This is a genomic window from Helicobacter pylori (genome assembly GCF_011175115.1).
Taxonomy (GTDB): Bacteria; Campylobacterota; Campylobacteria; order Campylobacterales; family Helicobacteraceae; genus Helicobacter; species Helicobacter pylori_DF.
Genome location: NZ_SHOW01000001.1, coordinates 206414 through 231958 on the forward strand (window position 1 = coordinate 206414; position 25545 = coordinate 231958).

Consider the following 25545-nt stretch of genomic DNA (forward strand, 5'->3'; position numbering starts at 1 on the left):
GATAGTAAAATCTCCCCTTTAAATCAAAGCGCATTTTTTCCAAACAAACGCCAAAAAAACAAAGCGCACACCAGCACAAACAATTCCTTAAACAGCCATTCGCTTTGAGCGTGCGAGCGGACAAATTCAGCGCTTTGAAGCGCGGCTTCGCCTATTTTTTGAGCGTTTAAGATATAAGGCGTGTAATAAAAAACAAAGAGCAAGCACAACGCCCCTATCGCCACGCCAAGGATCAAATACACTAACGATCTTTTATAGTAAATGAACGAAATGATTTCATAAAGTAACACCACAAAACCGATCGCACCCAAAAGATAATTGAAACGCACAAAGATTTGCGCCATGAGTTTCCCGCTCTCAAAGGGAGTTAGATTCAATTCAGGTAAAATACTTGAAGCTTTGAAAACAATGGGTGCGACTATCGCTCCTAAAATGATCAAAGAGCCGCCCAAAATACCTAAAAGAAGCAAATACACCCCTAAACCAAATTTTTTCATCTTCCACCTTTTTTAAGATTTTTGCAACAAATGGTTGCAATCCTTAAACTGCCACACTTGAACTAAAGGCATAAAAAATTCTAAAAGGGCTTGAATGTCAGTGATTCTGTCTTTTAACCCGATAAACACTTCAATCTTCACGCCTTTTTCTAATAAAAGTCTAATTATAGAATCACTATACTTGTAATCCAATAAAAATTCTAATTCTTCTAAAGAACCCTCTTTTTTAAAACGCTCCAATTGGGCGTTCAAGCCCACTTCCTTATAAAAGTTATCCATGTAGCTTTGCGGATCTTTTTGAAACGAAGAAAGTTGTAAGCGTTTGAACGCTAAACTCTTATGCGCTAGCATGCAAGGCGAAAACAATAACAAGGAATTGATGCGGCGCTGTTGTAAGATTTCATTATAAGCGTATTCTATCGCCTTAATCGCCCCCATAGAAAAGCCTGAGATATCATAAGCCCCTTTTAAAAGCCACTCTTCAAACAAAACGCTTTCATTAATGAACCCAAAACCACTAAAAAAACGCATTTTCATCCGTTCAACAAATCATACAAATGAGAATGTTCTAAATATTCTTGCTCCAATAACAGAACGCTTAATCGCTTGCAAGCTGCAATTTGCGGCTTTAAAAACTCCAGTTGCTCTTCATAAAGAACGCTTAAAGACTCTTTTGTAGGGGCTAAAAGAAGCTCACTGGCCATAAATTCGTTCAAAAATTTCGCTTTTTGCAAGTCTTGTTTAGACAGACTATAACGCTCCTTATAGAGCAACTCTAAAATAATCGTCCCGCTCAAATACACTTTAATGTAATTTTTAATCTCGCTCTCGCTGTGGATTTTATTTTCATTAAAAGCGATAAATTCCCCTAATATTGGCGCTTTATCAAATTCAATTTCTAGCCAATACGCACTCAAGGCTTTCGCGCTTTGATACAAAGCGACTAATTCCTTTTGGTTTTCGTCTAAAGTTTGGGGCTTTTTCTTGCCGTAAGCGATCTTGTCTTTCACTTCTAAAATGTCGCTCTCAGTGATTTCGTTTCGTTGGTGTTTTAGGGCGTTTAGAGCGCTTTCATTGATTAAAGTCGCTAACATCGCCCCGCTAAAACCCACGCAAATTTTAGCGATCTTAAGATAATTGAGCGTGTGCTTTTTGTTTTCTAAAAGCTTTTCTAAAATGCTCTGCCTTTCTAGTAAATCCGGTAAAGAAATGAAAATACGCCGATCAAATCGTTTGCTCCTTAATAGCGCTTCATCCATCACTTCCATTTGGTTAGTCGCTCCTATCACCACCACCTCATCGTTTTGTAAAAACCCATCCATTTCGGTTAAAAGCTGATTAAGCGTGGCCTCTCTTTCATCGCTCCTATGCCCTCCCCTAGCCTTACCCAAAGCGTCAATTTCATCAATAAAAATAATAGAGGGGGCATGCCTTTTAGCGTGCATGAAAAGTTCATGCACTTTTTTAGCCCCAGCCCCCACATAAATTTGAGAAAACGCGCTCCCGCTTTCATAAAAAAACGGCACTCTGGCTTCACTCGCTAAGGCTTTAGCGATCATGGTTTTCCCCACTCCAGGAGGCCCGATTAAAAGCACGCCTTTAGGGAGGAAAATCCCTAAATCCTGGTATTTTTTAGGGTTTTTTAAATAATCTATCACTTCTAATAATTCTTCTTTGACTTCATCCACCCCTGCAATGTCTTCAAAACGCACCCCTAGCGCATCGTATCGCTGGAATGCATTTTCTAATTCGTTTTTGTGAGCGCTCTCTAAACTCATTTTAGTGTCCAATCGTTTGGGCAAGCGCCAAAAGATCCCAAAAAGCATGCTAGAAATGAAAAAAAGCAACGCTAAAAAGATTTTAGAAACCTTGCTTAAATTTTCTCGTCTTTCTATGGGCATGCTTTCTGGGATTTTATAAACCCTTAAAAAGGCTTCTTTGTTGGTTTTATAAAGACCTTTGTTAGCATAAAAATAATTTTCATCTTCAATTAGAGTCTGTTTAGGGTGAGACTGGATCACATAAAAAAAATCCTTACTGGATATGAGCCTAGAAACATCGCTTAAAATTAAAAAAAGAAGCAAGCAAAAAGTAAGGATCAAAAACCCTAACGCCAAAACAAGCGAGCGGTTTTTGATGCGTTTAAAGGGAGCGGTGAGGTCTTCTAAAAATTTAGAAAACGGCATGATTTTCCCTCTCCTTAATTTCATACTCTTTGATTTCTAAAAAACTGGTCCTTAAAGGCTTATCGCTTTTGATTTTAATGGGGTTGAAGAATTGATCTAAGGCTTTAAATTCGCCGTCTTTTTGCGCTTCCACTAAGGCTTTTAGGGGCGTGTTGAGTTTGAGTTGCAATTGCCTGAACGCCTTATTTTTATGAAAAATCAAATCTTTGATCGCATTCAAACGCTTTTTAGAATCTTCCAAACTCACGCTATCGTGCATCAAACTAGAGGGGGTGTCTTTTCGTTTGCTGTAAATAAAAGGGTGGATGTGCGTTAAAGGCAAGCTTTCTAAATTTTTAAACGCCTTTTCAAAAACGCTTTCGCTCTCGCCCGGATGCCCCACAATAAAATCCGTGCCGATAGCAAAATTCTTAGAAGCGATTTTTTCTAATAATTCCCTATCGCTTTTGGTGCGGTTTCTTCGATTCATTCTCTCCAACATGAAATCATGGCTATGCTGTAAAGCGATATGCAAATGTTTTTCTAAAAAATCCTCTTCTAAAAGCTCTAAAAATTCATCGTTGATTTGATTAGGCTCTAAACTCCCAATCCTTATGCGTTTTAATCCAGCAATCTGGCTTAATTTTTTAATCAACCTTGCAATATTGCTTCCCCTATCTTTCCCATAGCTCCCCACATTGGTGCCGGTTAAAACCACTTCTTGAACCCCTTTAGAGCATAAAAGGCCCACTTGCTCTAAAATTTTCCCCTCTTCAAAACTCCTAGCCCTCCCTCTCACGCTTGGGATAATGCAATAATTGCAATCAAAATCACAGCCTTCTTGGATTTTGATAAACGCCCTAGTTTTTCCCACAAACTCGCTCACCATCGTGGTGTCTAAGTGCTTGTTTTCTAAATTGTCATCTATAAAAAAACGCTTTTTTTCTTGTAAAAGCGCATTAATCTTTTCTTTATTGTCATGCCCAAAAACGCCCTTTAAAAACCCTTTTTCAAAAAGTTCTTTGCCTTGGGTTTTCACCCCGCAGCCAGTAAATAACACTTCTTTATCCAATCGCGCCATTTTTTTAGCGTAACTCCTTACCGCGCTATCGGCCCCATTGGTTACGGTGCAAGAATTGATCACAATAATATCGGCTTCTTGTTCTTCTAAAGTCGCGCTAAAATCCTTTAAATTTTCGCCCATCACTTGCGTGTCAAAAAGATTCGTCCTGCACCCAAAAGTTTTGAAATAGACTTTTTTCATTTTTGTTCCCTTTTATTCCCAAAACCATCGCCTAGAGCGTCAGCATCCACTTTAAGCAGCTTGCTGGTAGTATAAGCGATATGGATATTTTCTTCTTTCAAAAAGGCTTCAACGATTTCAGCCACAATCTTGCTCCTTAAAGACATGGTCGCATACGAATTGGTTTGATACCACACCGAGATTTTTATCCCGTTATTTTCAGGCATCAAAAAGCATCGAGGCTTCACACTCAAACTCCTTAAAGAATACCGGTCGCGCATTTTATTGAGCTGTTTATAGGTAATATCCGTGTATTCTTTAGACAATTCTGTAGCGATGTTGAGCGCAATTTTAGAAGCTTTTTTAAAATCAGAATCAAATGTAATGCAAAAATCCACGCCATCCCAAACCGTTTTCATCCCAAAATGGCTGTAATTAGCGAACATGGTGGTGAAAATATAATTATTAGGCACAAAGATAATTCGGCCCGCTCTCCTGTTGTTCGTGTAGGTGGTAAAGGTTACATCTTCTAAAATCGTAATGTGCAACATAGAAATATCCAACACATCGCCAATAAAAATATCCGTCCCCTTAGCGATACGCACCCTATCGCCCACATGCACGCTCCCTCCAATCAAAATGATAAACCACCCAAGCAAACTCATGAACAAATCCTTCATCGCAATCGCTAAACCTGCGCTCGCAAAGCCTAAAACCGTGACCAAGTAAGTAACGTTTTCCAAATAAGAAAAAAGAAAGATCAAAATGATCACGCTCACATTCACGAAGTTAATGGCTTTATTCACGGTATAGACGCGTTCATTATTTTCAATGTATTTACTGGAAATGATTTTTAAAATCCACGCAAACACCACGCTCAAAAGGGCCGCTAAAAACACATAAACCAATTTAAAAAGCTGGTTTTTAACTTGAGATTTGACAATGCTTATAGCTTCATCGCTGTCTTTTTGAAAAATCCCGATCGTGGTTTTTAGAATGTTTTGAGCCCCTTGCAATTCCAGGCGTTTGGCTTGAGTTTGATAAATCTCATCGCTTAATTTCGCGCTTTTATCCAAAGCGTGCCACTCATTTAAAAGCTGGTGTTTTTGATCTAAAAGTTTTAAAACTTCTCCTAAAGAAGTCTGGTTATTTTTAAGATTTTCATGCTTTAAACGCATGCTTTTAATGAAAGAAATGCCATCAATGATCGCAATAGGGTTAGCGATATTAGGGATATTGGGGATATTGGGGCGCTCTATCAAGTCCTTAAAAGGATTGACCCCATAGCTTTCAAACATTTTTTGCTGAGATTCTAAAGCCTTTAAGGTATGCTCCAAGGTGCTAATCTTTAATAAATCCTTGCTTTTTTTATTTTTTAAGCGCCTTAATTCCTGCCTCACGCTCTCTTTTTCGGTATAAATTTGATTGTAAATCTTGTAGTTTTCAAATTTTTTCAACCACACGTTATCGTCTTTGGCGAGTTTTTTATCCACCAAAGCCATTTGTTTTTGTATAGAGGATAATTCTTGGCTCTTATCCTCTGCTTGCAAAAACAAAAAACAAAAGAATAATAATACCCTTAATGCCATTTTTCTAACACCTTTAAAATCGTTTCTTTAGGGATATGAGAGGCAATCTCAAACGCTCCAATGCCTTTAGGCAGAATGAATTTTAGGGTTTGGTTCTCGCTTTTTTTATCTAAAAACAAGCGTTCGTAAAATTTTTGAAGATCAAGGATTTGGTAATTGAATATCAAATCAAATTTTTTCAATAAATTTTCTATGCGTTCGCATTCTTTTAGAGTGAGCATGCCTAAAGAAATGGCTAACTCATTAGCCATGCGCATGCCAATAGCGATCGCTTCGCCATGCAAAAATCGCTCATAATCAGTCTCTTTTTCTATCGCATGCCCAAAGGTATGCCCATAGTTCAACCCAGCCCTGATGTTTCGCTCTTTTTCATCTTGAACAACGACTTGAGCTTTGATACTGACGCTTTGAAAAACCACTTCTTCTAAACAATCTTTTAAATCCTTTGTTTCTAATATTTCTACCAAGTTTTTATCAAAACACACCGCCATTTTAATGATTTCAGCAACCCCCGCTTGAAATTCCCTTTTTTCAAGGGTTTTTAAAAAAGCTAGATCCATATAAACCGCTTTAGGCTGGTGGAACGATCCGATTAAATTCTTGCCATAAGGCGTGTTGATCCCCGTTTTCCCCCCCACGCTCGCATCCACTTGAGCGAGTAAAGTCGTAGGGATATTAATAAAATCAATCCCCCTAAAATAAATACTGCTCGCAAACCCCACCATATCGCTTATGACTCCCCCACCAAGGGCTATCATTAAAGAATGGCGGTTTAATTGCATTTCAAAGGCGTTGTTTAAAATCCGCTCTAACGAATGGAAATTTTTGTATTTTTCCCCGGACTCTATCACGCACACTCTGACTTCTAAGGCGTTCAAGCGCTCTAATAAATAGGGTAAATGCAACCCAGATACGATGCTATCGCTAATGATGAGTGCTTTTTGTTTCAATTTTATTTCAGGCAGTTCCCCCAAAAACACTTTATAGCTTTTTTCTTTTAAAGGGATTACAATTTCTTGCATTCTTTCACTCCGCTACAGGGATAAAAATTTGAGGGTTATCGTCGTTTAAAAACGCTAATTTTTCCACTTTAGTGGATAAAAACCACCAAAAGCGCGTGTGCGTGATGCACTCTTCAAAAGGCATGAAATGCAAAATGGGATTTCTTAAAGAATTGAGATACATGATAGGGTTTTTAATATCGGTTTGAAAAATCTCAATCTTGCGGTTAAAGGTGTTGGCTAAATTTTCGTAATGATTGACAATCTCGTTTTTATAGCGCTTGTTAGGGTCAAAATCATAGAGCAACAAGCCCAAATCCATTTGCATAGACACATCAAAAATCACTGAAGACATGTCTTCATTAATGCTTAAACTTTCATTCAAAACCACCACGCTTTGAGTGGTTTTAGACAAGCCAGAAGTGTTGGTTTTATAAACCGGGGTGGCTGTTTTATACAAGGCTTTTCGGTGTTTTTTAGATAAAAAAAGCTCTCTACCCACCACGATTAGGCCCATTTTTTTTTGGTGGTCTTCATGGAGTTTTTGGATAAAACTTTTCCCATAAAAATCAAAATTCACTTCAATGCTTTCGGTTTCTAGCGATAAGAATTTATGATAAAACTTAGGGCTAGTGGGGTGTAAAACCTGAATGTAGAGCTTGTAGCTCTTTAAACGCTTGTGCAAAAACAAGGCTTGATACACATCGCGCATCATCGCTTTTCTGTTCTGCAAACGCATATCAATGTATAAATAAATGCTCTTACCAAAGGGGGCTGGGAACTGCCCCACGTTGCTTTTGACTTGATGATACACCGCGTTTAAAATTTCTGGATTGCCCGCCACTAAAAGAATGTCTCGTGGCTGGATAACCAAAGATTTAGTGGAGAGCAACAAAACATCGTTGCGATAAAGCCCCACAATCCTGTATTCTTTTTGCCTGATAGAGCCAATATGCCTGTAAGCAAAAATGCTCCCAAAAGGCACATCAATCTCCATGATCTCGCCCTTGCCTAACCCAAACTCTCTAGGGGTGCTAGGGATATTAGGCAAACGAGAAATGAATTTATTGGCTAAAACTTCAAACTCATCAATCAAAATAAGCTTTTCATCTTTATTTTCTTCATTGTTTTCTAAAGTTTTTTCGCTATCTCTTTTCACGCTCAAAACCACGCGCATGCGTTTGAAATGGGTTTGAATGATTTTATGAATGATGCGTTGCTCTTTAAAATCTTGTATGATTAAAAACGCATCGCTCACCTCATCGTTTAACACTTGCAAAAGCCTGAAACTAGAAGTCGCATCAAAACAATAAAAAGCGAAAGTGCTCGGGTAGTTTTTAGGGATAAGGCTCTCATTTTTGACGACCACTATATAAAAATTATGATTAGAATAATGCCTTAGCACCAAGTCTAAAAAATTTTTTGCTACAATGCCATCTAAAATAAGGGCGATTTTTTTCAATTCCAAACTTCCTAAAAAATGATTACGCCATTATATCCAAGATTAAGGCTTAAACGATGGATTTTCAACTCCAAGCTATTGACAAACACGCGCGAGCTGGTCTTTTAAATTTAGCCCATTCTCAAGTGGCAACGCCTGTTTTTATGCCCGTAGGCACGCAAGGCTGCATCAAATCTTTAGACGCTACAGATGTGCAAGAAATTTTAGGCACTAAACTCATTTTAGCCAACACCTATCACATGTATTTAAGGCCGGGCGAGAAAGTGGTTGAACAATTAGGGGGTTTGCATCGTTTCGCTCAATTTCATGGGAGTTTTTTAACCGATAGCGGGGGGTTTCAAGCCTTTAGTTTGAGCGATAATGTCAAATTGCAAGAAGACGGGATTATTTTTAAATCCCACATTGATGGGAGCAAGCATCTATTCACGCCCGCTAAAGTTTTGGACATTCAATATTCTTTGAATAGCGATATTATGATGGTTTTAGACGATTTGGTGGGCTTGCCCGCTCCGCTAAAGCGCCTTGAAGAATCCATTAAAAGAAGCGCTAAATGGGCGAATCTTAGCCTAGAATACCACAAAGAAAAAAACCGCCCGAGCAACAACCTTTTTGCCATTATCCAGGGCGGCACGCATTTGAAAATGCGAAGCCTTAGCGTGGAATTGACGCATAAAGGTTTTGATGGCTACGCTATAGGCGGTTTAGCGGTGGGGGAAAGTGCTGATGAAATGCTAGAAACCATCGCGCACACCGCCCCCTTGCTCCCCAAAGACAAGCCTCGCTACTTAATGGGCGTAGGCACGCCTGAAAATATCCTAGACGCTATCAGTTTAGGAGTGGATATGTTTGATTGCGTGATGCCCACCAGAAACGCCAGAAACGCCACCCTTTTCACGCATTTTGGCAAAATTTCTATCAAAAACGCGCCCTATAAATTGGATAATACCCCTATTGAAGAAAATTGCGCTTGTTATGCTTGCAAACGCTATTCTAAAGCCTATTTGCACCATCTCTTTAGGGCTAAAGAACTCACCTACGCTCGTTTAGCCAGCTTGCACAATTTGCATTTTTATTTAGAGCTGGTTAAAAACGCCAGAAACGCCATTTTAGAAAAGCGGTTTTTGAGTTTTAAAAAAGAATTTTTAGAAAAATACCACTCTTGTTCGCATTGAGTGGTAAAATGTAAAAAATACTAAAAAGCATTTTTTACAATCAATGACAAAGAGCTTGCGTGAGTAAGCGATAACTTTTTAAAAAAAAGCGGTCTTCTTGGGTTAGGGGGTTATTTAAGGGGGGTTGTAGGGGGAATTATTTCAAAATACCCCCTATCCCCTTAAGGAAGTGAGTTTTTACTATAAAAATTAAATTTAAAAACCCTATTTTTTGAAAAAATGTAAGGTTTTGAGTATCCATTCAAGGATAACAAAACCCTATCTTTGATAAATCTCAGGGTGGGTGCTTTTAAAACGCCTGTGAAACCAAAAATAACTTTCCGGGTGGTTTCTAATCACCTCTTCGCACAAACTCGCTTGGGCTTGCGTGCATTCTAAAATATCGTTTTGTGCGTTATCAGTGATTTGAGAGCGGATACTTGGGTAATAAGTCGCTGTGTAATGCGAATAATCGTCATTAAAATCAATGAATACTGGCTGGATGTCTATATTGTAACGGCGCGACAAAATAGAAGCGATCGTGGTGTGCGTAGCGTCTCTATCAAAGAATTTCACCACCACCCCGTCTTTAGGAACGACATTTTGATCCACTAAAATCCCCACAAGGCCATTGCCTTGATTATACATTTTAATGAGTTCTTTCATCGCCCCTATTTTATTGACAAAGCGCACCCCAAACGCCTCTCGCCGGCTCATGATCATGTGGTTGATGGGAGCGAATTTAGTCAAACGCCCCAAGCACCCCCTACCATAGTTCTCATAATATTGCGCTAAAGTCGTGCCTACCGCTTCCCAATAGCCAAAATGCATGCATAAAGTGATCGCTTGGCCTTCCTTGTTTAAAGACTTCCACACGTTTTCTTCATTGATGAGCGTGAAACGAGCGTCGTATTCAGCCTTAGGGATAAAGATCACTCTAATGGTTTCTAAAATGATGAAAGCAAAATTTTCATACCCCTTTTTAATGATCCTTTTTTTCTCTTCTTCGCTTTTAGAATCCCCAAACACAAAATCCAAATTGGCCTTAGCGTCAAAATAACGGCGCCTATCAAAGGTTTTCATGAGCCATGCTAAAGCTTTAATGCACCTTAAAAACCAAAAATGAGGCATTTTAGCTAAAACAAACCCCAGAATATTCACTAAAGATTCCACGATAAGAATATTCAAAATGCGCAGTTCTGTTTTAAAACCCTTGTCGTCTTTGTTCAATATCTTTTCGTGTATGAGTCGTTCTTTATAAGTCATTCTTTTTCCTTTAAAACGTTTAAAACGCATTCTTTAATTTTTTTAGGATCTATGTTTTGGATAGAAAAATCCTTTTTATGGTAGTTGGCGTTTGAATTACCGGTGAGCGAAACATTGATCGGGCTTTCTAATTTAAAACGCTCCATGGGCGTGTTGCCATAAAGGGTGATACTAGCCTTTTGTAACGCCCATGCTAAATGCGTGATACCCGTATCGCCCCCAATAATCACATCCATTTTAAAGAGCAACGCCTTAACCTCGTTTAAAGTGAGTTTAGGGAGCAATAACACATTGCGCTGGTGTTTTAAAGCGTGATAAAGCGTAATGGCCTTCTTTTCATCAGCATGCCATAACAAGCAAATTTGAAAATTTTCTAAAATTAACGCCAACTCTTTAAAACGCTCTATGGGGTAAGTTTTATTGATTTTAGAAGTTTCTAAAACAAAAAGGATTTTTGGTTTATTTTTATTCAAGTTTAACGCGTTGATTTTTGGAGAAGGCTGGTAAGAAAACGCTTTAGCCCTAGAGCTTAAACCCTGTGAAATTTCTTTTTCTGGCAAGTTTAGGGCTTGAGAAAGGAGCGTGGAATTACGCTTTAAAATAGGTTCATCATAAGCGATAGAAACTTTTTGCGAGTAAAAAAACGCGCTCAAACCCTCCCTAGCCGAAGCGTAATCAAAGCCGACTTTTTTAGGGGCTTTCAACATTTGCGTGATGAGAGCGGATTTGACTAGGCCTTGCATGTCAATGATTGTATCGTATTCATAAGCCCTTAAATTTTTAAAAAGCTTGAAAATCTTCAAAGGGTTCAAGGTTGTAAGCACGCTTTTTAAAGCGATGGGGTGTAATTTATCAATATAGGGGGAATGCTCTAAAATCGTGCTAAATCTTTCATCCACGAACCATTCTATTTGAGCGTCAGTGAAACGCTCTTTAATAGCCGCTAAAAACACCGCACTCACGATAATATCCCCAAGCGCTGAAAGCCTGACAATCGCTATTTTCAAGCAAACTCTATCGTCAAAGGAATGGGCTTAATGAGTTTGGGGAGCATTTCTTTAGCCAAGTAAAGCGCATCATTAGAATGGATCACAAGCTTGTTTTTTTCTAGCGTGTATTTTAAATGGTGGCTGTCTGTTAGGCACAAATTTTCGGCTAAAGAAAGGATAAAACTCAGCCATTGCAAGGTCAAAAGGCTTGGCATCATCGCGCTCATGTGGGCGATAGCGTTGTCTTTAGGGATTTTTTTATGGCTGAATTGGGCTAATAAGCAAATGATCGCTCTATCCTGGTGGCTAAAGCCATAACTCAAAGCGTTTAAAATGAAATACGCGCTGTGCTTGTGGGCTAAATAGACGCTTAAAATCTTACCCATGCTCGCTAATTCCCCCGCAATCTTTAAATGGAAAAGGTATTTTTCATCTATTTTATGCAAAGGCGATAAGGCTTCAAACAATTTCATGCATTCTTTTTTGACCTTTTGGCTGTGCTTTTCATGGGGCAAAAAGCGATCTTTTAAAGAGATGAGAGAGGGGTTGATATTGGGGGGGAATTTATGGTAATGGTGGCGCAACAAATCGCTCAAAAACACGCCTTCTCTCACCCCCACCCCACTAGTGATCATTAAAGAAGTTTTTAAATGCTCCAAAACGACTGATAAAATCAACGCCCCACTCCTAATGCTATCCAAACGCTCTTCATTCACCCCTAAAAGCCGTAATTTGTCTTCTTTGAGCATGACGATTTTTTCAATGAACGCTAAATTTTTATGTGCATCTATTTCATAACCATGCAAAGAATCTATAGGGTAACAAAAGCGTTTCATCAGCACCTTACTCAAGGCTCTGATCGTCCCCCCCACCCCAAAGGCGTTTTTATGCTTAAAGGGCAATTTAGAGACCTCTTTTTGGATAAAGGCTTTAGCCAATTTGACATCTAAGGCTTTGTCTAAAAACATTTCTTTAATGCGAATCGTGCCGACATCAAGCGAGATGAGATCCTTAATCTTGCCTTTTTCAATCAACGCGCACTCGGTGCTACCCCCTCCAATGTCTATCGTGATCCCTGAATTTTTATGCAACAAATTCGCGCACGCGATTCCGCCATAGAGCGCTTCTTTTTGCCCATCAATGATTTTGATTTGCAAACCGCAAGCCTTTTTCACTCTCGCTACAAACTCTAACCGATTAGGGGCATCGCGTACCGCTGAGGTCGCCACGCACAGGATTTTTTTGCTTTTGTATTTGAGAGCGATTTCTTTAAATTCGCTCAAGGCTTTAACGGCTCTTTGCATGGGGATTTCTTGTAAGATTCCATTAAACGCATAACAACCCTCTGAAATCCTAACCTTAGACTTAGTCTCAAAAAGCAAGTAAAACCCAAACTGGCTCGTCTTTTTAAAGACTGCCAAACGCACTGAATTAGAGCCTATATCAATCACGGTCGTGATTTTAGCCATTACTAGCCTTTAATCTTGCTCTTTTAAGATTTCGTATTTGTATTTCAATTCCTCTTTGCTCTCTGCGTTGTTGGGATCCGGTAAAATCGCATCTACAGGGCATACGCTCACGCAACGCGGCTCATCATCATCATACCCGTAACACTCTGTGCATCTGTCTGGATCAATATTATAAATGGGATCGCCCTCTTCAATCGCCTCACTAGGGCATTCTTCTCTGCAAGCATCGCATGCAATGCATTCATCGTTCACCAATAATGACATGACTAACTCCTTTTAAAAAGTTTGAATACGATTTTTACTCTAAATTAGCTTAAAATTCAATCTAAAAAGACTATTTTTTTTTGATTATAAGAATGGGGGCTAATTTCTAGCACGCCTAAAACCCCTAAATCTTTTAAATGAGTGTAATCTGGCTTGTGGGTTTCTACAAACACGCTCAAGCCCAAACGCCAAGAAAATTCTACCATGCCCTTTAAATCTTCTTTCAAAAGCTCTTCATCTAAAATGACCCCATCAGAGCCTTGAACAAGCGATTCTAAAAGCTGGTAATGGCTGATAAAAAGATCCTCATGGACAATCAAAGAGTTCGCATGGCGGCGCAACAACCCTAAAACTTCTAAATCAAACACGCTTGGCGCACCTATTTCGTATAATCCTTTGAAATTGACAATGACGCAATCGGTGTGGGTGTTTTCTTTCAAAAGCTTTTCTAAAACCTCATCAGGGGTTACAAAAACACAATTTTTGGTTTGAGGAATGATTCTAGGCAAGTAAGGGTTATACGACAGGCTTTTACCTAACATTTCATAAGAAAGCATGCCCTCTTTTAAGGCTAAGCTTTTTTGTAAATTTTCTAAAATCCCTATTTCTTGCATTCTTGAATGATCTTATTGTGTTCTTTCAATTCGGGTTCAGTTTGGATAAACTCTTTAGCGATGCTAGAAAAGATTTTTTTAGCCTCCAAACAATTCCCTAATTTGTAATAACCCCACGCCAAAGAGTCTAAATAGATCGCTGAATTGTAGTCGCTAGTGTCTAGGGCTAAAGCTTTTTTAACCAAATCTATACCTCTTTTAACATCCATGTCATAATCTATTAAGGAATACCCTAAAAAATTATAAAAGAAAGCGTCTTGCGCGTCTTCTTTATCTTTAGTTTTAGCAAGCCATGCTTGGCGCTCTTTGGTGGCTTGCTCTAATTTTTGAATGATGGGCAACATCTCTTCTTTGGTGAGCTTTTTATTTTTCGCGCTCAAGCTTTCATAATGATAAATGGCCTCTAATCCTAAGAATTTAGGGTCTTTTTTTTCTTGATAGATCAAAGAAGCTTGTTTGGAAGCTTGAGCGAATTTTTTTTGCGCGGTGTATAAGTCTAATAACAAACGCCTATCAAAAGGGAATAATTCTGCGATTTTCTGGGCCTTATCAAACTCTTTTAACAAGATTAATACCCCTATGTAAAATTGGGCGTTTTGAACAATAGGGTTTTTTTCATACAAACGAGCGAAAGTCGTTTTAGCCAAATCAAGCTCGTTAAATTGCGTGAAGGTGTTGAGTGCTTTTTGGCACAATTGTTCTGAGCAACCATACCTGTCTATATGAGATTGCAACAAATCCAAGCCCTCTTTTTTACGATTTTGCAAAAAATAGATCGTAATGAGTTTTTCTAGGCTGTCTTCATCATGCACTTGGTTATAAAACTTATTCAACAACGGGAAAGCCTTATCCAAACGCTTTTGAGTCAAATACAAAGTCCCTAACACATTGTCTGTGGCTATGGTCTTTTCTTCTTTACGGATTTTGTGTAATAGTTCAATCGCCTTATCAATCTGCCCCATTTGCACATAGCCATCCACTAAAATCTTATTGATAGAAACATCGTTACGATTATTGGTGATTTTTTGATAGAGCATGGCTAAATGCATAGCGGTTTTAATGTCCCCTAAACTCGCCGCTGAAATGGCCGCTTCTTTAGCATACACCACTTTATTGGTTTGCTTGTAAAGATTCATATACCCTTTTTGAGCGGCTGCAAAATCCCCTCTATGGAAAGCGTCTGAACTCAATAAAATTTGATGGTCTTCTGAAAGGGTTTCAGCCTTAAGGCAAAACAAGCTCAAAAACAATAAATTTGCTAAAAATCTTTTCTTTATTGGAATATCCATTATTTTATTTCCTTTTTTGTGTAACTAAAGTGAATTTTAGCGCACTTTAGTCTCTTTGGTTTTTTGTGTGATGCCCGGACAACTTTGACAAAAAGCTTCTTTTTGCTCTTTAGAGAAAGTTTTCACGCTCTCCCAAAAAGGAAAAGTTTGGCATTGCTTAGGGCGCACGCTATAAATCTGGCATTTTTTGGTTTCTAAATCCAAAAACACGCACGCCAAACCCAACTCTTTAGCGTCTTTTTCTAATAAAGAGAACTTATAACCCACCTTTTTAACGTATTTTTGACTGAATTCTTCTAATTCTAATTTTAAAAAAGCGCTAATTTTTTGCATTTCTTGGATACTTACAAAAATATACCCGCTTTCTCCCACGCAACACTTTGCCCCACAACCCTCGCATGCCTTAGAATTAAAACTGAAATCAAAATCTCGCATTAAACTACCCCTATCCTATTGGAGATCAATACTCACGCTAAATTGCACCAACAGCCCTTCATCATCTTTAGAAATTTTTAAGGGCAATTGGCTTTGAGCGCTCGGTAAATATTTGTTGATTAAGGTGAAAAAAAGATAGGTTTTTTCCAATTCGCTCGCTCTGGCCATGATAAAAAACTGGGTTTTTTGAAGAGGGTTTTGAGAGAGCAAGGGTTTGATTTTATAGGCATCAAAACATTTTTTTAAAATCTTTTCTAAAATCCGCCTGGACTCTTCATCATTAAAAATCTTTAACAAGGATTCGCTTGTTTCTTTTTGATTACGATAGTTTGTTAGAGCTGTTTCAAAATGCCTTTGCGCGTATTCTAAAACGCTTTTTTTACGATTTTCTTCTAAAAGGATTTTTTTTAATTCCAGCATGCTAGGCCACAGAAAATACTCGGTGTTCAACCAACCCAATAAGGAAAAAACCCCTAAAAAAACAAGGTTTTTGATGATAAACCCTACATCGCCTGATTGTTCTCTGTCTAAGTGTGAAAAATGCAATGGCTTCATTTAATAGACTCCGGGTTTTTTATCAGTAAGGAATTAGAAAAGTTGGTGGAAACAAAATTAAACCACCCATCGCTTAAAGGGAAAAATTCCGCCCTAGAATAATCAAACATGGGGTTTAGTTTGTTTTGAAACAAAAAATAAAAGGCTTCTTTAGAAGGGGTTTTACCACTAACCACCACGCTTTGCTGGTCTATTTCAATGCTATTAATAGTGATGGAATCCGGCACAATATTCAAAAGCCCTTGCAAAACATCTCGTATATCATCGTTGTAATTCAAACGCTTTTTGGCTTCTTTAATGAGTTTTAAGGTTTCATCAGTCTTAACCTGTAAGCGGCTGATTTCATGGCGGTAGAGCCTTTCTTGGATCGTCAAACTGGACACATTGTCTTGAGTGTTTTTAATGGCGTTGTGCATAAACCACACTAACCCCCCTATCACCACAAAAGATAAAAAAATGTAAAAAACCCAAATTTTAGAAAGCTTGCTGATAAGGTATTTCGCTCTTGGCTCAATATAGCTAAAACGCATGCTTTTCATTCTCCATGCGCGCTAAAATATTCAAGCGCTCCACTAAAGAAAAATCAAGCCTATCCACTTCTATCATCAAAGTTTCTTGCAAATGCATTAACGCTTTGTGGTGGATTTGACAACTGTCTAAAACAACCACCTTTTCTACAAAGTCTATCTCTCTAGAATGATAGACGCTGCGCAATCCCTCTTGCAAAACATCTGCAATTAAGGGGATATTCGTCATGCCTTCAATCAAACTATAAGCGTCCTCATTTTTTTCTTTACTATCCTTACTGCTATCTAGCCCCATCGCTTCTTCAAGGCTGTCAATATCTTCTTGGATTTCACTCAAAAACAAATTCACAGTCTCATTATCCATTCCCATAGAATCTTCTTCTTTGCTCTCTATAAACTCTTCAGGTTGTTCTTCTAAAAACACGGATTTGGCTAAAAAAATCTCTTTTTTATCCGCAATCAAAAAATAAAATCTTGAACGCTCCAAAAGCAAATACAACAACGGCTTATTTTCTAAATGATCGCGCACAAAATCATAAATAAGGCTAAAAGGCGAAAACAAAAAATCCACATCCTGGATTTTAAAACGCTTGAAATCCTTTAAAAAATCCTTAGATTCCACATAAACGCAATACTTTTGATTGACTTCACAAGCATGATAATCTTGATTTTCTTGTTTGATTTGTTCAAACGCCTGTTTTTCGCATAAAACCTCTTTAGCTTTACTCATCGCGCTGAAATAAGTGTAGGGGTATTTTTGGCTATAAGTTCTGGCGATTTTTAAGGCTTGAATAGGGACTTCACCATTTTTAGTCTCCACTTTAGTCTCAAAAGTTTTAAAAAATTTCTCTTTAATGCGATCGTTTTTGATCCTTATGACTTGAGTGGATAAAAGATTGTGATCCACATTAAAAGAGATATACACTTGAGAGCAAAATCTCTCTTTAAATGTTTTTTTTAACCCTTTAAGCACCCAAACCCCTTTGAGATTCTTCAAATCCAACAGAATCCATGCGCGTCTTTAAATATTCTTTAGCCTTTGAAAGCTCCCATTCTTTAGGGATGATCACAGATTCTAGCATGTAATAGCGCACTTCGCTAAAAGGCTTAGGGATTTCAAATTGATCCCAAGTGTTCAACCGCCATGCGTTTTTACAAACCACCCGACAAGCGCTAATCCCCACGCCTGATTTTTGAGCTAAAGCGATCACCCCATCCGCTATGCTGTGCCGTGGGCCTTTAGGGCCATCAGGAGTGATAGCGACATCGCAACCTTCTTTCAAGCGTTTGAGCCCCTCTATCAAAACCTTAACCCCTCCTTTTTTGCTAGAGCCTCTAATGTTTTTAAAACCAAAGCTTTCAAACAAACCCGCCGCAATAGAGCCGTCAAAATGCTGGCTTGCGATCACATAAATACAAGGTTTTTTAAGTTTTAAATAAGCAAACCCAATCATGCCAAGCTCCCCATGCCAACAGCTTACAATAAAGGGTTTTTCTTTTAAATTTTGAGCTAAAAAATAGCGGTTTTTGCAAGTTTTATGCAACAACCAAAGGACTCCAAACGCCAAACGAGGGACAATCTTTAAAACGATATTTTTCCTGAAAAATTTTAAGCTCAATTCTCGCCTTTAAACCCGCTTTTTCATTGGTTATTTTGATTAGTTGCCTTTAATGGCCGCTATCAAGCGCCCTTTAGAATGAGAAATAATCTCCACTTTTACAAGCTCGCCCGGATTTCTTTTTTCCTTACAAGTTACTTCAATGAATTTCCCCGTATCGCTGCGCCCCTCAAAACCCACGATTTGATCATCCATTTCACGCCTGTTTTCCACCAACACCACATGCGTTTTACCCACTTCCAACTTGGCTTTTTCCTCTAAAATTTCTTTGTGCCTGTTTTGCAGCCTCTCTAACCTTGAAGATGAAACCTCTAATGGCACTCTTTCTTTCCAAGCTCCCGCTTCAGTGAAAGGGCGTGGGGAATAAATGAAACTATAGAGCGTGTCAAAGCGCACTTTTTCTAGCACCTCCATCGTGTCTTCAAAATCCTTATCGCTCTCATTAGGAAAGCCCACGATAATATCCGTGCTAATGCCCACTTCAGGCACTAAAGCCTTTAACCTCTCCACCCGATTTAAAAACCACTCTTTACTATAACCTCTTCGCATCATCTTTAACACCGCACTAGATCCGCTCTGTAAGGGCATGTGGATACTCTTGCACACTTTAGGGTTTTTGGCAAAGCGTTCTAAAAATGCATCATTCATGTGCAAAGGGTGAGGCGAAGTGAATCGTATCCTTTCAATGCCTGAAATTTCGCTCAATTTATCCAGTAAATCGCTAAAATCCACTTTCGCATGCTCGCTACTGAAACGAACGCCGTAATTATTCACATTCTGCCCTAAAAGCATGAGCTCTTTAGTGCCATTACTCGCCAATTTCTCAGCTTCTTTTAAAATCAAATCCATAGGGATAGAAATTTCTTTCCCCCTAGTGTGCGGGACGATGCAATAAGCGCATTTTTTATCGCACCCTATAGAGATGTTTAGTAACGATCGGATTTGAGCCTTTTTTTCAAAAAATTCAAACGCATACGCGCTTTCATCATAATCAATCGCCACTTCAACCGCTTTTTCTTTATGGATCACTTGAGAGATTTTAGACACATTCCTAGCCCCTAACACAAAGCTCACGCTTGGGGCTTTTTTCAAAATGTCCGCTCCCATGTGGCTTGCGGTGCACCCGCAAACCCCGATTTTGGCGTTGGGTTTTTTGATCTTAGCGAATTGCCCGATTTCTGAAAACAATTTCCTTTCAGGTTTTTCGCGCACGCTGCAAGTGTTGATTAAGATCAAATCCGCTGTTTTAGGGTCGCTAGTCTCTTTATAATCCAGTTTGGATAGTTCGCTTAGTAGATGCTCGCTATCCCTAGAATTCATGGCACAACCCATCGTTTCAATATAAACTTTCAATACGAGCCTTTAAATAATGTGCAATTCATAAAGAAAATCTTTTTCATCAGTGCTGACCCTCACCTCATCTAAATAAGCTGTATGGCCTTTTTCTTTGAAAAAATCCACCGCCTTGAGCATGTCTTTATGGGCGTTTGTGGGGGCAAAATAAAAAATAGAACGCTTATCTTCACTAAATTTGTGGTACAAATCCTCTAATTCCACGCTCTTGGCGTCTGATTTTCTCGTATTCTTGGCTAAAACTAATTTCATTGACTCTTTCCTTAATTGATTTGGATTTCCCATTTTAACGCATTCTGTCTTTAAAACAAATTAGATCACCCTTTTCCCCCCTAAAAACAAGCGTTCCACTTCTTTAGCATGCAATAAAAATTGCAAAATCGCTTGCTCTTTGGTGAATTTTTCATTAAAACCAAACACGCTCAAATCCGCCCTCTTATTGGCTTCTATCTCGCCATTATTTAAAGCTAAAGCTTTAGCCCCATGCCTAGTCGCTCCTAAAAGAGCGATCTTAGCTAATTCCAATAACGGCATGTTATGGGTGAGCAAGAACGCCCTTAATTCGTCTAAAAGGCTCAGCGAAATGTTAGAACTCAAGCCATCAGTGGCCACGCTCACGCTCAAACCGGCTTCTTTAGCTCTCTCTAAATCCAACGCTTTCCCACTCAACAAGCGGTTAGAAAAGGGGCATGTGATTAAAAAAGCGTTTTTGACTTGAGACTTGATCCTTTTTAACGCTTCTAAAGAAGCGAACTGGTTATGCACAAATAAAGTGTGCGTGTCTTTAAACATGTCAATGTAATCGTTCGCGCCTTTATAGAGCGATTTGAAATGAGACTCCTTTAAAAAATGTTGGTAAAAATTTTCAAACCACCCTTTAGAATTTTCTACCCATTCTAATTCTTCAAACGATTCTAAAAAATGCGTAGAAAGCAGGCTTTGTGAATCTTTGGCCAATTGGATGACACTCAAAGCCATGTCTTTTTGGACCGAATAAGGGGCATGCACAGCGAGAGCGGCTTTGAGTTTTGCATCTTCTAAATCTTTTAACTCTTTAAATTTGGCCTCAAACGCCTTTAATTTTTCTAAAGAATAGCTACTCCCTAAAAACTCTAAAAACACGACAGTGCTCAAGGGGCTTTCTTTTAACAAATCAACTTCTATCAAGTGGTTAGAAATCGCTCCCACGCTCCCCACCCCGCTTTTTAATTGCATAATGATGGCGTTTTGAATAGCCCCTTGGCAATTTTCTAAAATCGCCCCCCCATTGTTTAACACGCTCCCTAACCAGCCAGAAAAACTCCCGTAATCAAAACTCGCCTTGTTGTTGGAAAATTCAAAATGGGTGTGCGCGTTGATAAAAGCGGGCAACAGAACGGAATTTTCAAAAAACTGCGCCTTTAAGTGGGGGTATTTAAGTGTTAAACTTTGATAATCGCCTATTTCAACAATCTTTTCATCAAAGACCACGCCATAATCTTCTAACACTTCGCATTTTTCATTGCACAAAAAAACTAAAGACGCTCCTATGATTTCTTGCATGCATTCTCCTTAATAAATGTGGTTTGCCCTTTTAAGATCATTCTTTGAACTTCGCCGTATAATTCTAAACCATAAAAGGGCGAATTTTGATTACTCACTCTTGTTTGAGCGTTTAAATCTACGATCATGAGATTGGCTAATTGATTTTCTTTAACCTCGCCTGCATTGAGTTTTAAAAACTTCGCTTGATTGATCGCCATGACTTTAATGAGCTGTTGGAAGCTGATAACCTTCTTTTGAACTAAAAAAGTGTAAGCCACGCTGAAAGCGTCCTCTATGCTCTCACACCCAAACGCGCTTTCTTCAAAAAGCTCTGCGTTAGAATTTTTAGAAGCATGAAGGCTTGTGAGCATGGCGATTTCGTTATTCTTTAGGGCTTCTTTTAGGGCGTTTTGACCTTCTTTATCCCTTAAAGGAGGGGCGATTTTAAATCGGGGTTCATAATCTTCATACACGCTCTCATCTAAGATCAAATGGCTTAAGGGCGTTTGGGCTTGTAATTTCGCTCCTAAATCGTTAAAGGCTTTGATGAGTTTGAGCGTGGTAGCGCTATTCACTTTATCTAAAAGCACGGGGATTTGTAACGCTCTAGAAACTTCCATGAAACGCACCAAGCGCGTGTTTTCAAACGCATTGTCTACAAAATTCTGCCCCAATTCATAGGCTAATGCCCCGCTATTTAGGGCTTCAAAAGAATTTTCCAAAGAAATTAAAAGGGGCAAGTTGTAGGATTTGGCGTAGTGGCTGATGAGTTCTAAAAAAGCGTCAGATTGCGCGATTAAAATTTCCCCCCCTTTATTTTTAAGCGTAGCGATGTCGGCTAGTTGGTTGTTTTTGAGCGCCATGATATTTTTAATACCGCTTTGATCGCCATTGAAAATATTGAGTAACCCCACCCCCCCTTTAAAAGCCTTTTGTTTTAAATTTTCATAACCCTCTAAATCAGTAACGCTCAAATCAATGAAGCTTGGCAGCACGAATAATTTTTCACACTCAATCACTTCTTCATTATTAGTAGGGCTTAAGTTTTCTTCAATCTCTATAATGAGGGAATCTTTTAAGCGAATGTCCGCTCTTTTTAAAACCTCATCATCATAAAACGAAGCGTTTTTTAACAGCATCAAACCCTCCTAATTTTGTAAAAAGTTAGTCAAGCTTTCTAAAGAATTTGTCATGATCAATATTCCCATTAAAATAAGCACCAACCCTGAAACAATTTCAATCGCGCGGTTGTATTTCTTTAATGATTTTAAAAATAAAAGCGCTCTTTCTAGCATTAAAGCCACCAATAAAAAAGGGATCGCTAAGCCCATTACAAACACCACCATAAGGATTAAGCCATAAGTATCCTTGCTCGCGCTCATGATCACTATAGAAGTGAATATCGGCCCGATGCATGGCGTCCAACCCAAAGCGAAACTCATGCCCAAAAGAAAGGGGTAAAAGCGTTGCATGCTATTAGATTTACTCGCTAAACGAACGCTTTGAGTCTTATACAAAAATGAAAAACGGAACACGCCTAAAAAATGCAAACCAAAAAGGATCACAATCCCCCCAGCGATATAATTCACCCAAGCAAACGAAAAGCTATGGATAAGCTTGGCCATAGACATGCCCACGCCCAAAAACACGAGCGAAAACCCCACCACAAACATCAAGGATTTTAAAAAAACCGAAACCCTTTTAGCCTTACCATCTTTAATATCCTCTAAAGAAATTTGAGAAATATAAGACATATACGCCGGGATCAAAGGCAACACGCAAGGGCTTAAAAAAGTTAAAATCCCAGCTAAAAGCGAAGTTAAAAGAGGCGCTGTGTCAAAGAGGTTAACAAGCGTGTTATCAAACATCATCCAATCCTTTTTTAAATATTAAAATAATCGTTTCTTATATTTTTTATAATAACAAAACTTCACTTAATCTTAGGCACAATCTCGTTATTTTCTACCACAAATGCCACGCTGCCATTCTCTTTAATTTTATCCTCTAAAATGAGTTCAGCGAGCTTGTCTTCTACCATTTCATAGAGTGCGCGCTTTAGGGGTCTAGCGCCATAAAATCTGTCAAATCCCGCTTCGGCGATCAATTTTTTTGCCTTTTCGTCTAGGGTTATATTAATGCCCCTTTCAAGCGCTTTTTTTTGAACGTTTTCAAAGAGTATCCCCACGATATTGATGATAGCATGGCTATCTAGGGCGTTAAAGGAGATGATTTCATCTAAGCGGTTTAAAAATTCCGGCTTGAAGAATTGCCTCAAGCTCTCTTTAATCGCTTTTTGTTTGTCGGCTTCACTCAAATCCTCTTCTAAAAGCGCGCCGCTAGCCACATTGCTAGTTAAAATCAAAATCGTGTTTTTGAAATCCACCCTCACGCCCTTACTATCGGTTAAATGCCCCTCATCTAAAACCTGTAACAAGAGGTTAAACACATCCGGATGGGCTTTTTCCACTTCATCTAACAGCACCACGCTATAAGGCTTTCTGCGCACCGCTTCGGTCAATTGCCCGCCTTCTTCATAGCCCACATACCCAGGAGCGGCCCCAATAAGACGGCTGATAGCGTGCTTTTCCATGTATTCGCTCATGTCAATTCGTATAAGATTTTTATCGCTATCAAACAAGAATTGCGCCAAAGCTTTAGCGCTCTCGGTTTTACCCACGCCTGTTGGCCCTAAAAAGAGAAAACTCCCTATGGGCTTGTTGCTATCGCTAAGCCCGGCCTTATTCCTTTTAATCGCTTTAGCGATCGCTTTGAGCGCTTTTTCTTGCCCCACCACTCTTTTTTGCAATTCGCTTTCAATGTTTAAAACCCTATTTTTTTCGCTTTGGAGCATTTTTTGGACCGGGATATGCGTCCATTGGCTCACGATCTCAGCGATATTGTTTTCGGTTAAAGCGTTTTGTAACAACGCCCCATTTTGCTGCATCGTTTCCCATTTATGCTGCAATTCTTTTTCTTTCTTTTCCTTTTCAGGGATTTTAGAGTATTCAATTTCAGCCGCTTGCTGGTAATCCCCATTGCGTTTAAACCTTTCAGCCTCTTTTTTCAAGCCCTCCATTTCCATTTTCAAGCGTGAAATTTCTTTGAACACTTCTTTTTCGTTTTCAAATTGCACTTCTAATTGGATTTTTTTCTCTTTCAAATCGCTCAATTCTTTAAGGATTTCTTGCATGCGTTTGGCATTGCTCTCTTTTTTTTCCATTTCAAGGGCTTGTTTTTCCATTTCCAGTCTTTGGATGGAGCGTTTAACGCTAGAGAGTTTGGCCGGCTCTGATTCCATTTGCATTTTTAATTGAGCCGCCCCCTCATCAATCAAATCAATCGCTTTATCGGGTAAAAACCTATCGGTGATATAACGGCTAGAGAGTTTAGCACTCGCTATGAGCGCGGAGTCATTGATAGTGATATTATGGTGCGTTTCTAAAGTTTCTTTCAACCCCCTTAAAATCTGTAAAGCTTCATTGATACTAGGCTCATTGAGTAAAATGGGTTGGAAACGCCTTTGTAGCGCCATGTCTTTTTCAAAATACTTGCGGTATTCTTTTAAAGTGGTCGCTCCAATCGTGTGCAATTCCCCCCTAGCGAGCGCGGGTTTTAAAATATTCGCCGCATCCATGCCCCCCTCACTAGCCCCAGCCCCTACAATCGTGTGGATTTCATCAATGAATAAAATCACATTCGCACTTTTTTTAACTTCTTCAATCACCTTTTTCAGGCGCTCTTCAAACTCGCCTCTGTATTTCGCCCCAGCCACCAATAAGCTTAAATCTAAAGCGATGACTCGTTTGTTTAAAAGCGTTTTAGGCACTTCCTTATTCACAATGCGTTGGGCTAACCCTTCCACAACCGCCGTTTTCCCCACTCCAGGCTCACCTAGTAAAATAGGGTTATTTTTTGTTTTTCTAATCAAAATTTGCATCATGCGAATGATTTCTTCATCCCTCCCGATCACGGGATCTAGCTTATTTTCTAGGGCTTTTTGCGTCAAGTCAATGCCAAATTTTTCTAAACTTTCCAAATTGGAATCGTCGTTTTTATTTTGGATAGTCGTGCCTTTTCTTAAAGATTCTAAAGTTTTTTGCAATTCCTTAGTGTCTAAATAAGGTTTTAAAACGCTTTCAAAAAGGCTCATGTTCGCCAAAAGATACACATCGGTAGCGATGAAAGAATCGCCCCTTTTAGCCATCAAGCCTTGAGCGTTTTCTAAACTTTCTATTAAAGCTTGGTTTAATTGGATATTTTGCTTATTGATTTGTGAAACTTTAGCGAACTTATTCAACTCGCTTTGAACGCTAAGTTTTAAAGCTTCAATATCCACAGGCATTTTTTGTAAGGCTTGAATGAGAATGCCTTGGGAGTTATTGAGCATGGCAAAAAGCATGTGCAAGGGCGTTACTTCAGCGTTTTTATGGTGTAAAGCTAAAGCGAGCGCGCTGTCTAAAGTCTCATGCAATTGGTCAGTCATTTTTTCAAATAAATTCATTATCAATCCTTTTTGAGTTGTAAAATCTTTAC

At 38.9% G+C, this 25545-nt stretch carries 25 protein-coding genes; 1 reads left to right on the forward strand and 24 read right to left on the reverse strand.

Going from position 1 to position 25545, the window contains the following annotated elements; translation table 11 throughout:
• Nucleotides 1–23: 23 nt before the first annotated feature.
• Genes EXS92_RS00985 through EXS92_RS01015 form a run of 7 tightly spaced genes read right to left on the reverse strand, consistent with a single transcriptional unit; the run spans nt 24 to nt 7957 of the window.
• Nucleotides 24–497 (reverse strand): DUF4149 domain-containing protein, encoded by a 474-nt coding sequence (locus EXS92_RS00985; RefSeq protein ID WP_165515254.1) that lies wholly within the window; start codon nt 495–497, stop codon nt 24–26.
• A gap of 12 nt (nt 498–509) precedes the next feature.
• Nucleotides 510–1028, reverse strand: coding sequence for a pimelyl-ACP methyl ester esterase BioV (gene bioV / locus EXS92_RS00990; RefSeq protein WP_165515256.1), 519 nt, complete (start codon nt 1026–1028; stop codon nt 510–512).
• Between the two features lie 2 nt (nt 1029–1030).
• A complete protein-coding gene (locus EXS92_RS00995; protein ID WP_165515258.1) occupies nt 1031–2683 on the reverse strand; it encodes an AAA family ATPase in 1653 nt (550 codons plus the stop codon).
• A complete protein-coding gene (mtaB, locus tag EXS92_RS01000; RefSeq protein ID WP_165515260.1) occupies nt 2670–3926 on the reverse strand; it encodes a tRNA (N(6)-L-threonylcarbamoyladenosine(37)-C(2))-methylthiotransferase MtaB in 1257 nt (418 codons plus the stop codon). Before mtaB ends, EXS92_RS00995 begins: the two co-directional genes overlap by 14 nt.
• Nucleotides 3923–5494 carry a mechanosensitive ion channel family protein gene (locus EXS92_RS01005; protein ID WP_165515262.1) on the reverse strand — a complete coding sequence of 524 codons (1572 nt, stop codon included), beginning with the start codon at nt 5492–5494 and terminating at the stop codon, nt 3923–3925. Before EXS92_RS01005 ends, mtaB begins: the two co-directional genes overlap by 4 nt.
• Entirely contained in the window at nt 5485–6516 is a 1032-nt protein-coding gene (gene aroB, locus EXS92_RS01010; RefSeq protein WP_165515264.1) for a 3-dehydroquinate synthase, read from the reverse strand. Before aroB ends, EXS92_RS01005 begins: the two co-directional genes overlap by 10 nt.
• A gap of 4 nt (nt 6517–6520) precedes the next feature.
• A complete protein-coding gene (locus EXS92_RS01015; protein WP_165515265.1) occupies nt 6521–7957 on the reverse strand; it encodes a COG3400 family protein in 1437 nt (478 codons plus the stop codon).
• Nucleotides 7958–8013: 56 nt separating this feature from the next.
• Between EXS92_RS01015 and tgt the strand changes: the two genes are divergently transcribed.
• Nucleotides 8014–9129 (forward strand): tRNA guanosine(34) transglycosylase Tgt, encoded by a 1116-nt coding sequence (tgt, locus tag EXS92_RS01020; RefSeq protein WP_165515266.1) that lies wholly within the window; start codon nt 8014–8016, stop codon nt 9127–9129.
• Nucleotides 9130–9387: 258 nt separating this feature from the next.
• Here the strand turns inward: tgt and EXS92_RS01025 are convergent, their stop codons facing one another.
• From EXS92_RS01025 to EXS92_RS01105, 17 genes are all read right to left on the reverse strand, one after another.
• Complete coding sequence (locus EXS92_RS01025) at nt 9388–10374, reverse strand: lipid A biosynthesis lauroyl acyltransferase (RefSeq protein WP_165515267.1); 987 nt, start codon at nt 10372–10374, stop codon at nt 9388–9390.
• Nucleotides 10371–11381 carry a lipopolysaccharide heptosyltransferase I gene (waaC, locus tag EXS92_RS01030; protein ID WP_165515268.1) on the reverse strand — a complete coding sequence of 337 codons (1011 nt, stop codon included), beginning with the start codon at nt 11379–11381 and terminating at the stop codon, nt 10371–10373. The genes EXS92_RS01025 and waaC overlap by 4 nt, the downstream gene beginning before the upstream one ends.
• On the reverse strand, nt 11378–12832 hold the full coding sequence (locus tag EXS92_RS01035; RefSeq protein ID WP_165515269.1) for a Ppx/GppA family phosphatase: 1455 nt from the start codon (nt 12830–12832) through the stop codon (nt 11378–11380). The genes waaC and EXS92_RS01035 overlap by 4 nt, the downstream gene beginning before the upstream one ends.
• 9 nt (nt 12833–12841) lie before the next feature.
• A complete protein-coding gene (locus EXS92_RS01040; RefSeq protein ID WP_000055462.1) occupies nt 12842–13096 on the reverse strand; it encodes a YfhL family 4Fe-4S dicluster ferredoxin in 255 nt (84 codons plus the stop codon).
• A gap of 56 nt (nt 13097–13152) precedes the next feature.
• Nucleotides 13153–13710: a beta/alpha barrel domain-containing protein gene (locus tag EXS92_RS01045; RefSeq protein ID WP_079305646.1), complete on the reverse strand. Its 558-nt coding sequence runs from the start codon at nt 13708–13710 to the stop codon at nt 13153–13155.
• Complete coding sequence (locus EXS92_RS01050; protein ID WP_165515270.1) at nt 13698–14999, reverse strand: tetratricopeptide repeat protein; 1302 nt, start codon at nt 14997–14999, stop codon at nt 13698–13700. Before EXS92_RS01050 ends, EXS92_RS01045 begins: the two co-directional genes overlap by 13 nt.
• A gap of 36 nt (nt 15000–15035) precedes the next feature.
• Nucleotides 15036–15434, reverse strand: a complete 399-nt coding sequence (locus EXS92_RS01055) for a YkgJ family cysteine cluster protein (RefSeq protein WP_165515271.1) — start codon at nt 15432–15434, stop codon at nt 15036–15038.
• A gap of 15 nt (nt 15435–15449) precedes the next feature.
• On the reverse strand, nt 15450–15989 hold the full coding sequence (locus EXS92_RS01060) for a hypothetical protein (protein WP_000803123.1): 540 nt from the start codon (nt 15987–15989) through the stop codon (nt 15450–15452).
• Nucleotides 15986–16519 carry a hypothetical protein gene (locus tag EXS92_RS01065; protein ID WP_001875580.1) on the reverse strand — a complete coding sequence of 178 codons (534 nt, stop codon included), beginning with the start codon at nt 16517–16519 and terminating at the stop codon, nt 15986–15988. The genes EXS92_RS01060 and EXS92_RS01065 overlap by 4 nt, the downstream gene beginning before the upstream one ends.
• On the reverse strand, nt 16509–17489 hold the full coding sequence (locus tag EXS92_RS01070) for a hypothetical protein (protein ID WP_165515272.1): 981 nt from the start codon (nt 17487–17489) through the stop codon (nt 16509–16511). Before EXS92_RS01070 ends, EXS92_RS01065 begins: the two co-directional genes overlap by 11 nt.
• Entirely contained in the window at nt 17482–18135 is a 654-nt protein-coding gene (locus tag EXS92_RS01075; RefSeq protein ID WP_165515273.1) for a lysophospholipid acyltransferase family protein, read from the reverse strand. Before EXS92_RS01075 ends, EXS92_RS01070 begins: the two co-directional genes overlap by 8 nt.
• Nucleotides 18136–18174: 39 nt before the next feature.
• Entirely contained in the window at nt 18175–19488 is a 1314-nt protein-coding gene (miaB, locus tag EXS92_RS01080; protein WP_165515274.1) for a tRNA (N6-isopentenyl adenosine(37)-C2)-methylthiotransferase MiaB, read from the reverse strand.
• Nucleotides 19489–19497: 9 nt separating this feature from the next.
• Nucleotides 19498–19740 (reverse strand): nuclease, encoded by a 243-nt coding sequence (locus tag EXS92_RS01085; RefSeq protein WP_000780044.1) that lies wholly within the window; start codon nt 19738–19740, stop codon nt 19498–19500.
• A 60-nt stretch (nt 19741–19800) separates the two neighbouring features.
• Nucleotides 19801–21030, reverse strand: coding sequence for an adenosine deaminase (locus EXS92_RS01090; RefSeq protein WP_165515275.1), 1230 nt, complete (start codon nt 21028–21030; stop codon nt 19801–19803).
• Nucleotides 21015–22151 carry an amidohydrolase family protein gene (locus EXS92_RS01095; protein WP_165515276.1) on the reverse strand — a complete coding sequence of 379 codons (1137 nt, stop codon included), beginning with the start codon at nt 22149–22151 and terminating at the stop codon, nt 21015–21017. Before EXS92_RS01095 ends, EXS92_RS01090 begins: the two co-directional genes overlap by 16 nt.
• A gap of 9 nt (nt 22152–22160) precedes the next feature.
• A complete protein-coding gene (locus tag EXS92_RS01100) occupies nt 22161–22880 on the reverse strand; it encodes a cytochrome c biogenesis protein CcdA (protein ID WP_015643904.1) in 720 nt (239 codons plus the stop codon).
• A 62-nt stretch (nt 22881–22942) separates the two neighbouring features.
• Complete coding sequence (locus tag EXS92_RS01105; RefSeq protein ID WP_165515277.1) at nt 22943–25513, reverse strand: ATP-dependent Clp protease ATP-binding subunit; 2571 nt, start codon at nt 25511–25513, stop codon at nt 22943–22945.
• Between the last annotated feature and the right edge of the window lie 32 nt (nt 25514–25545).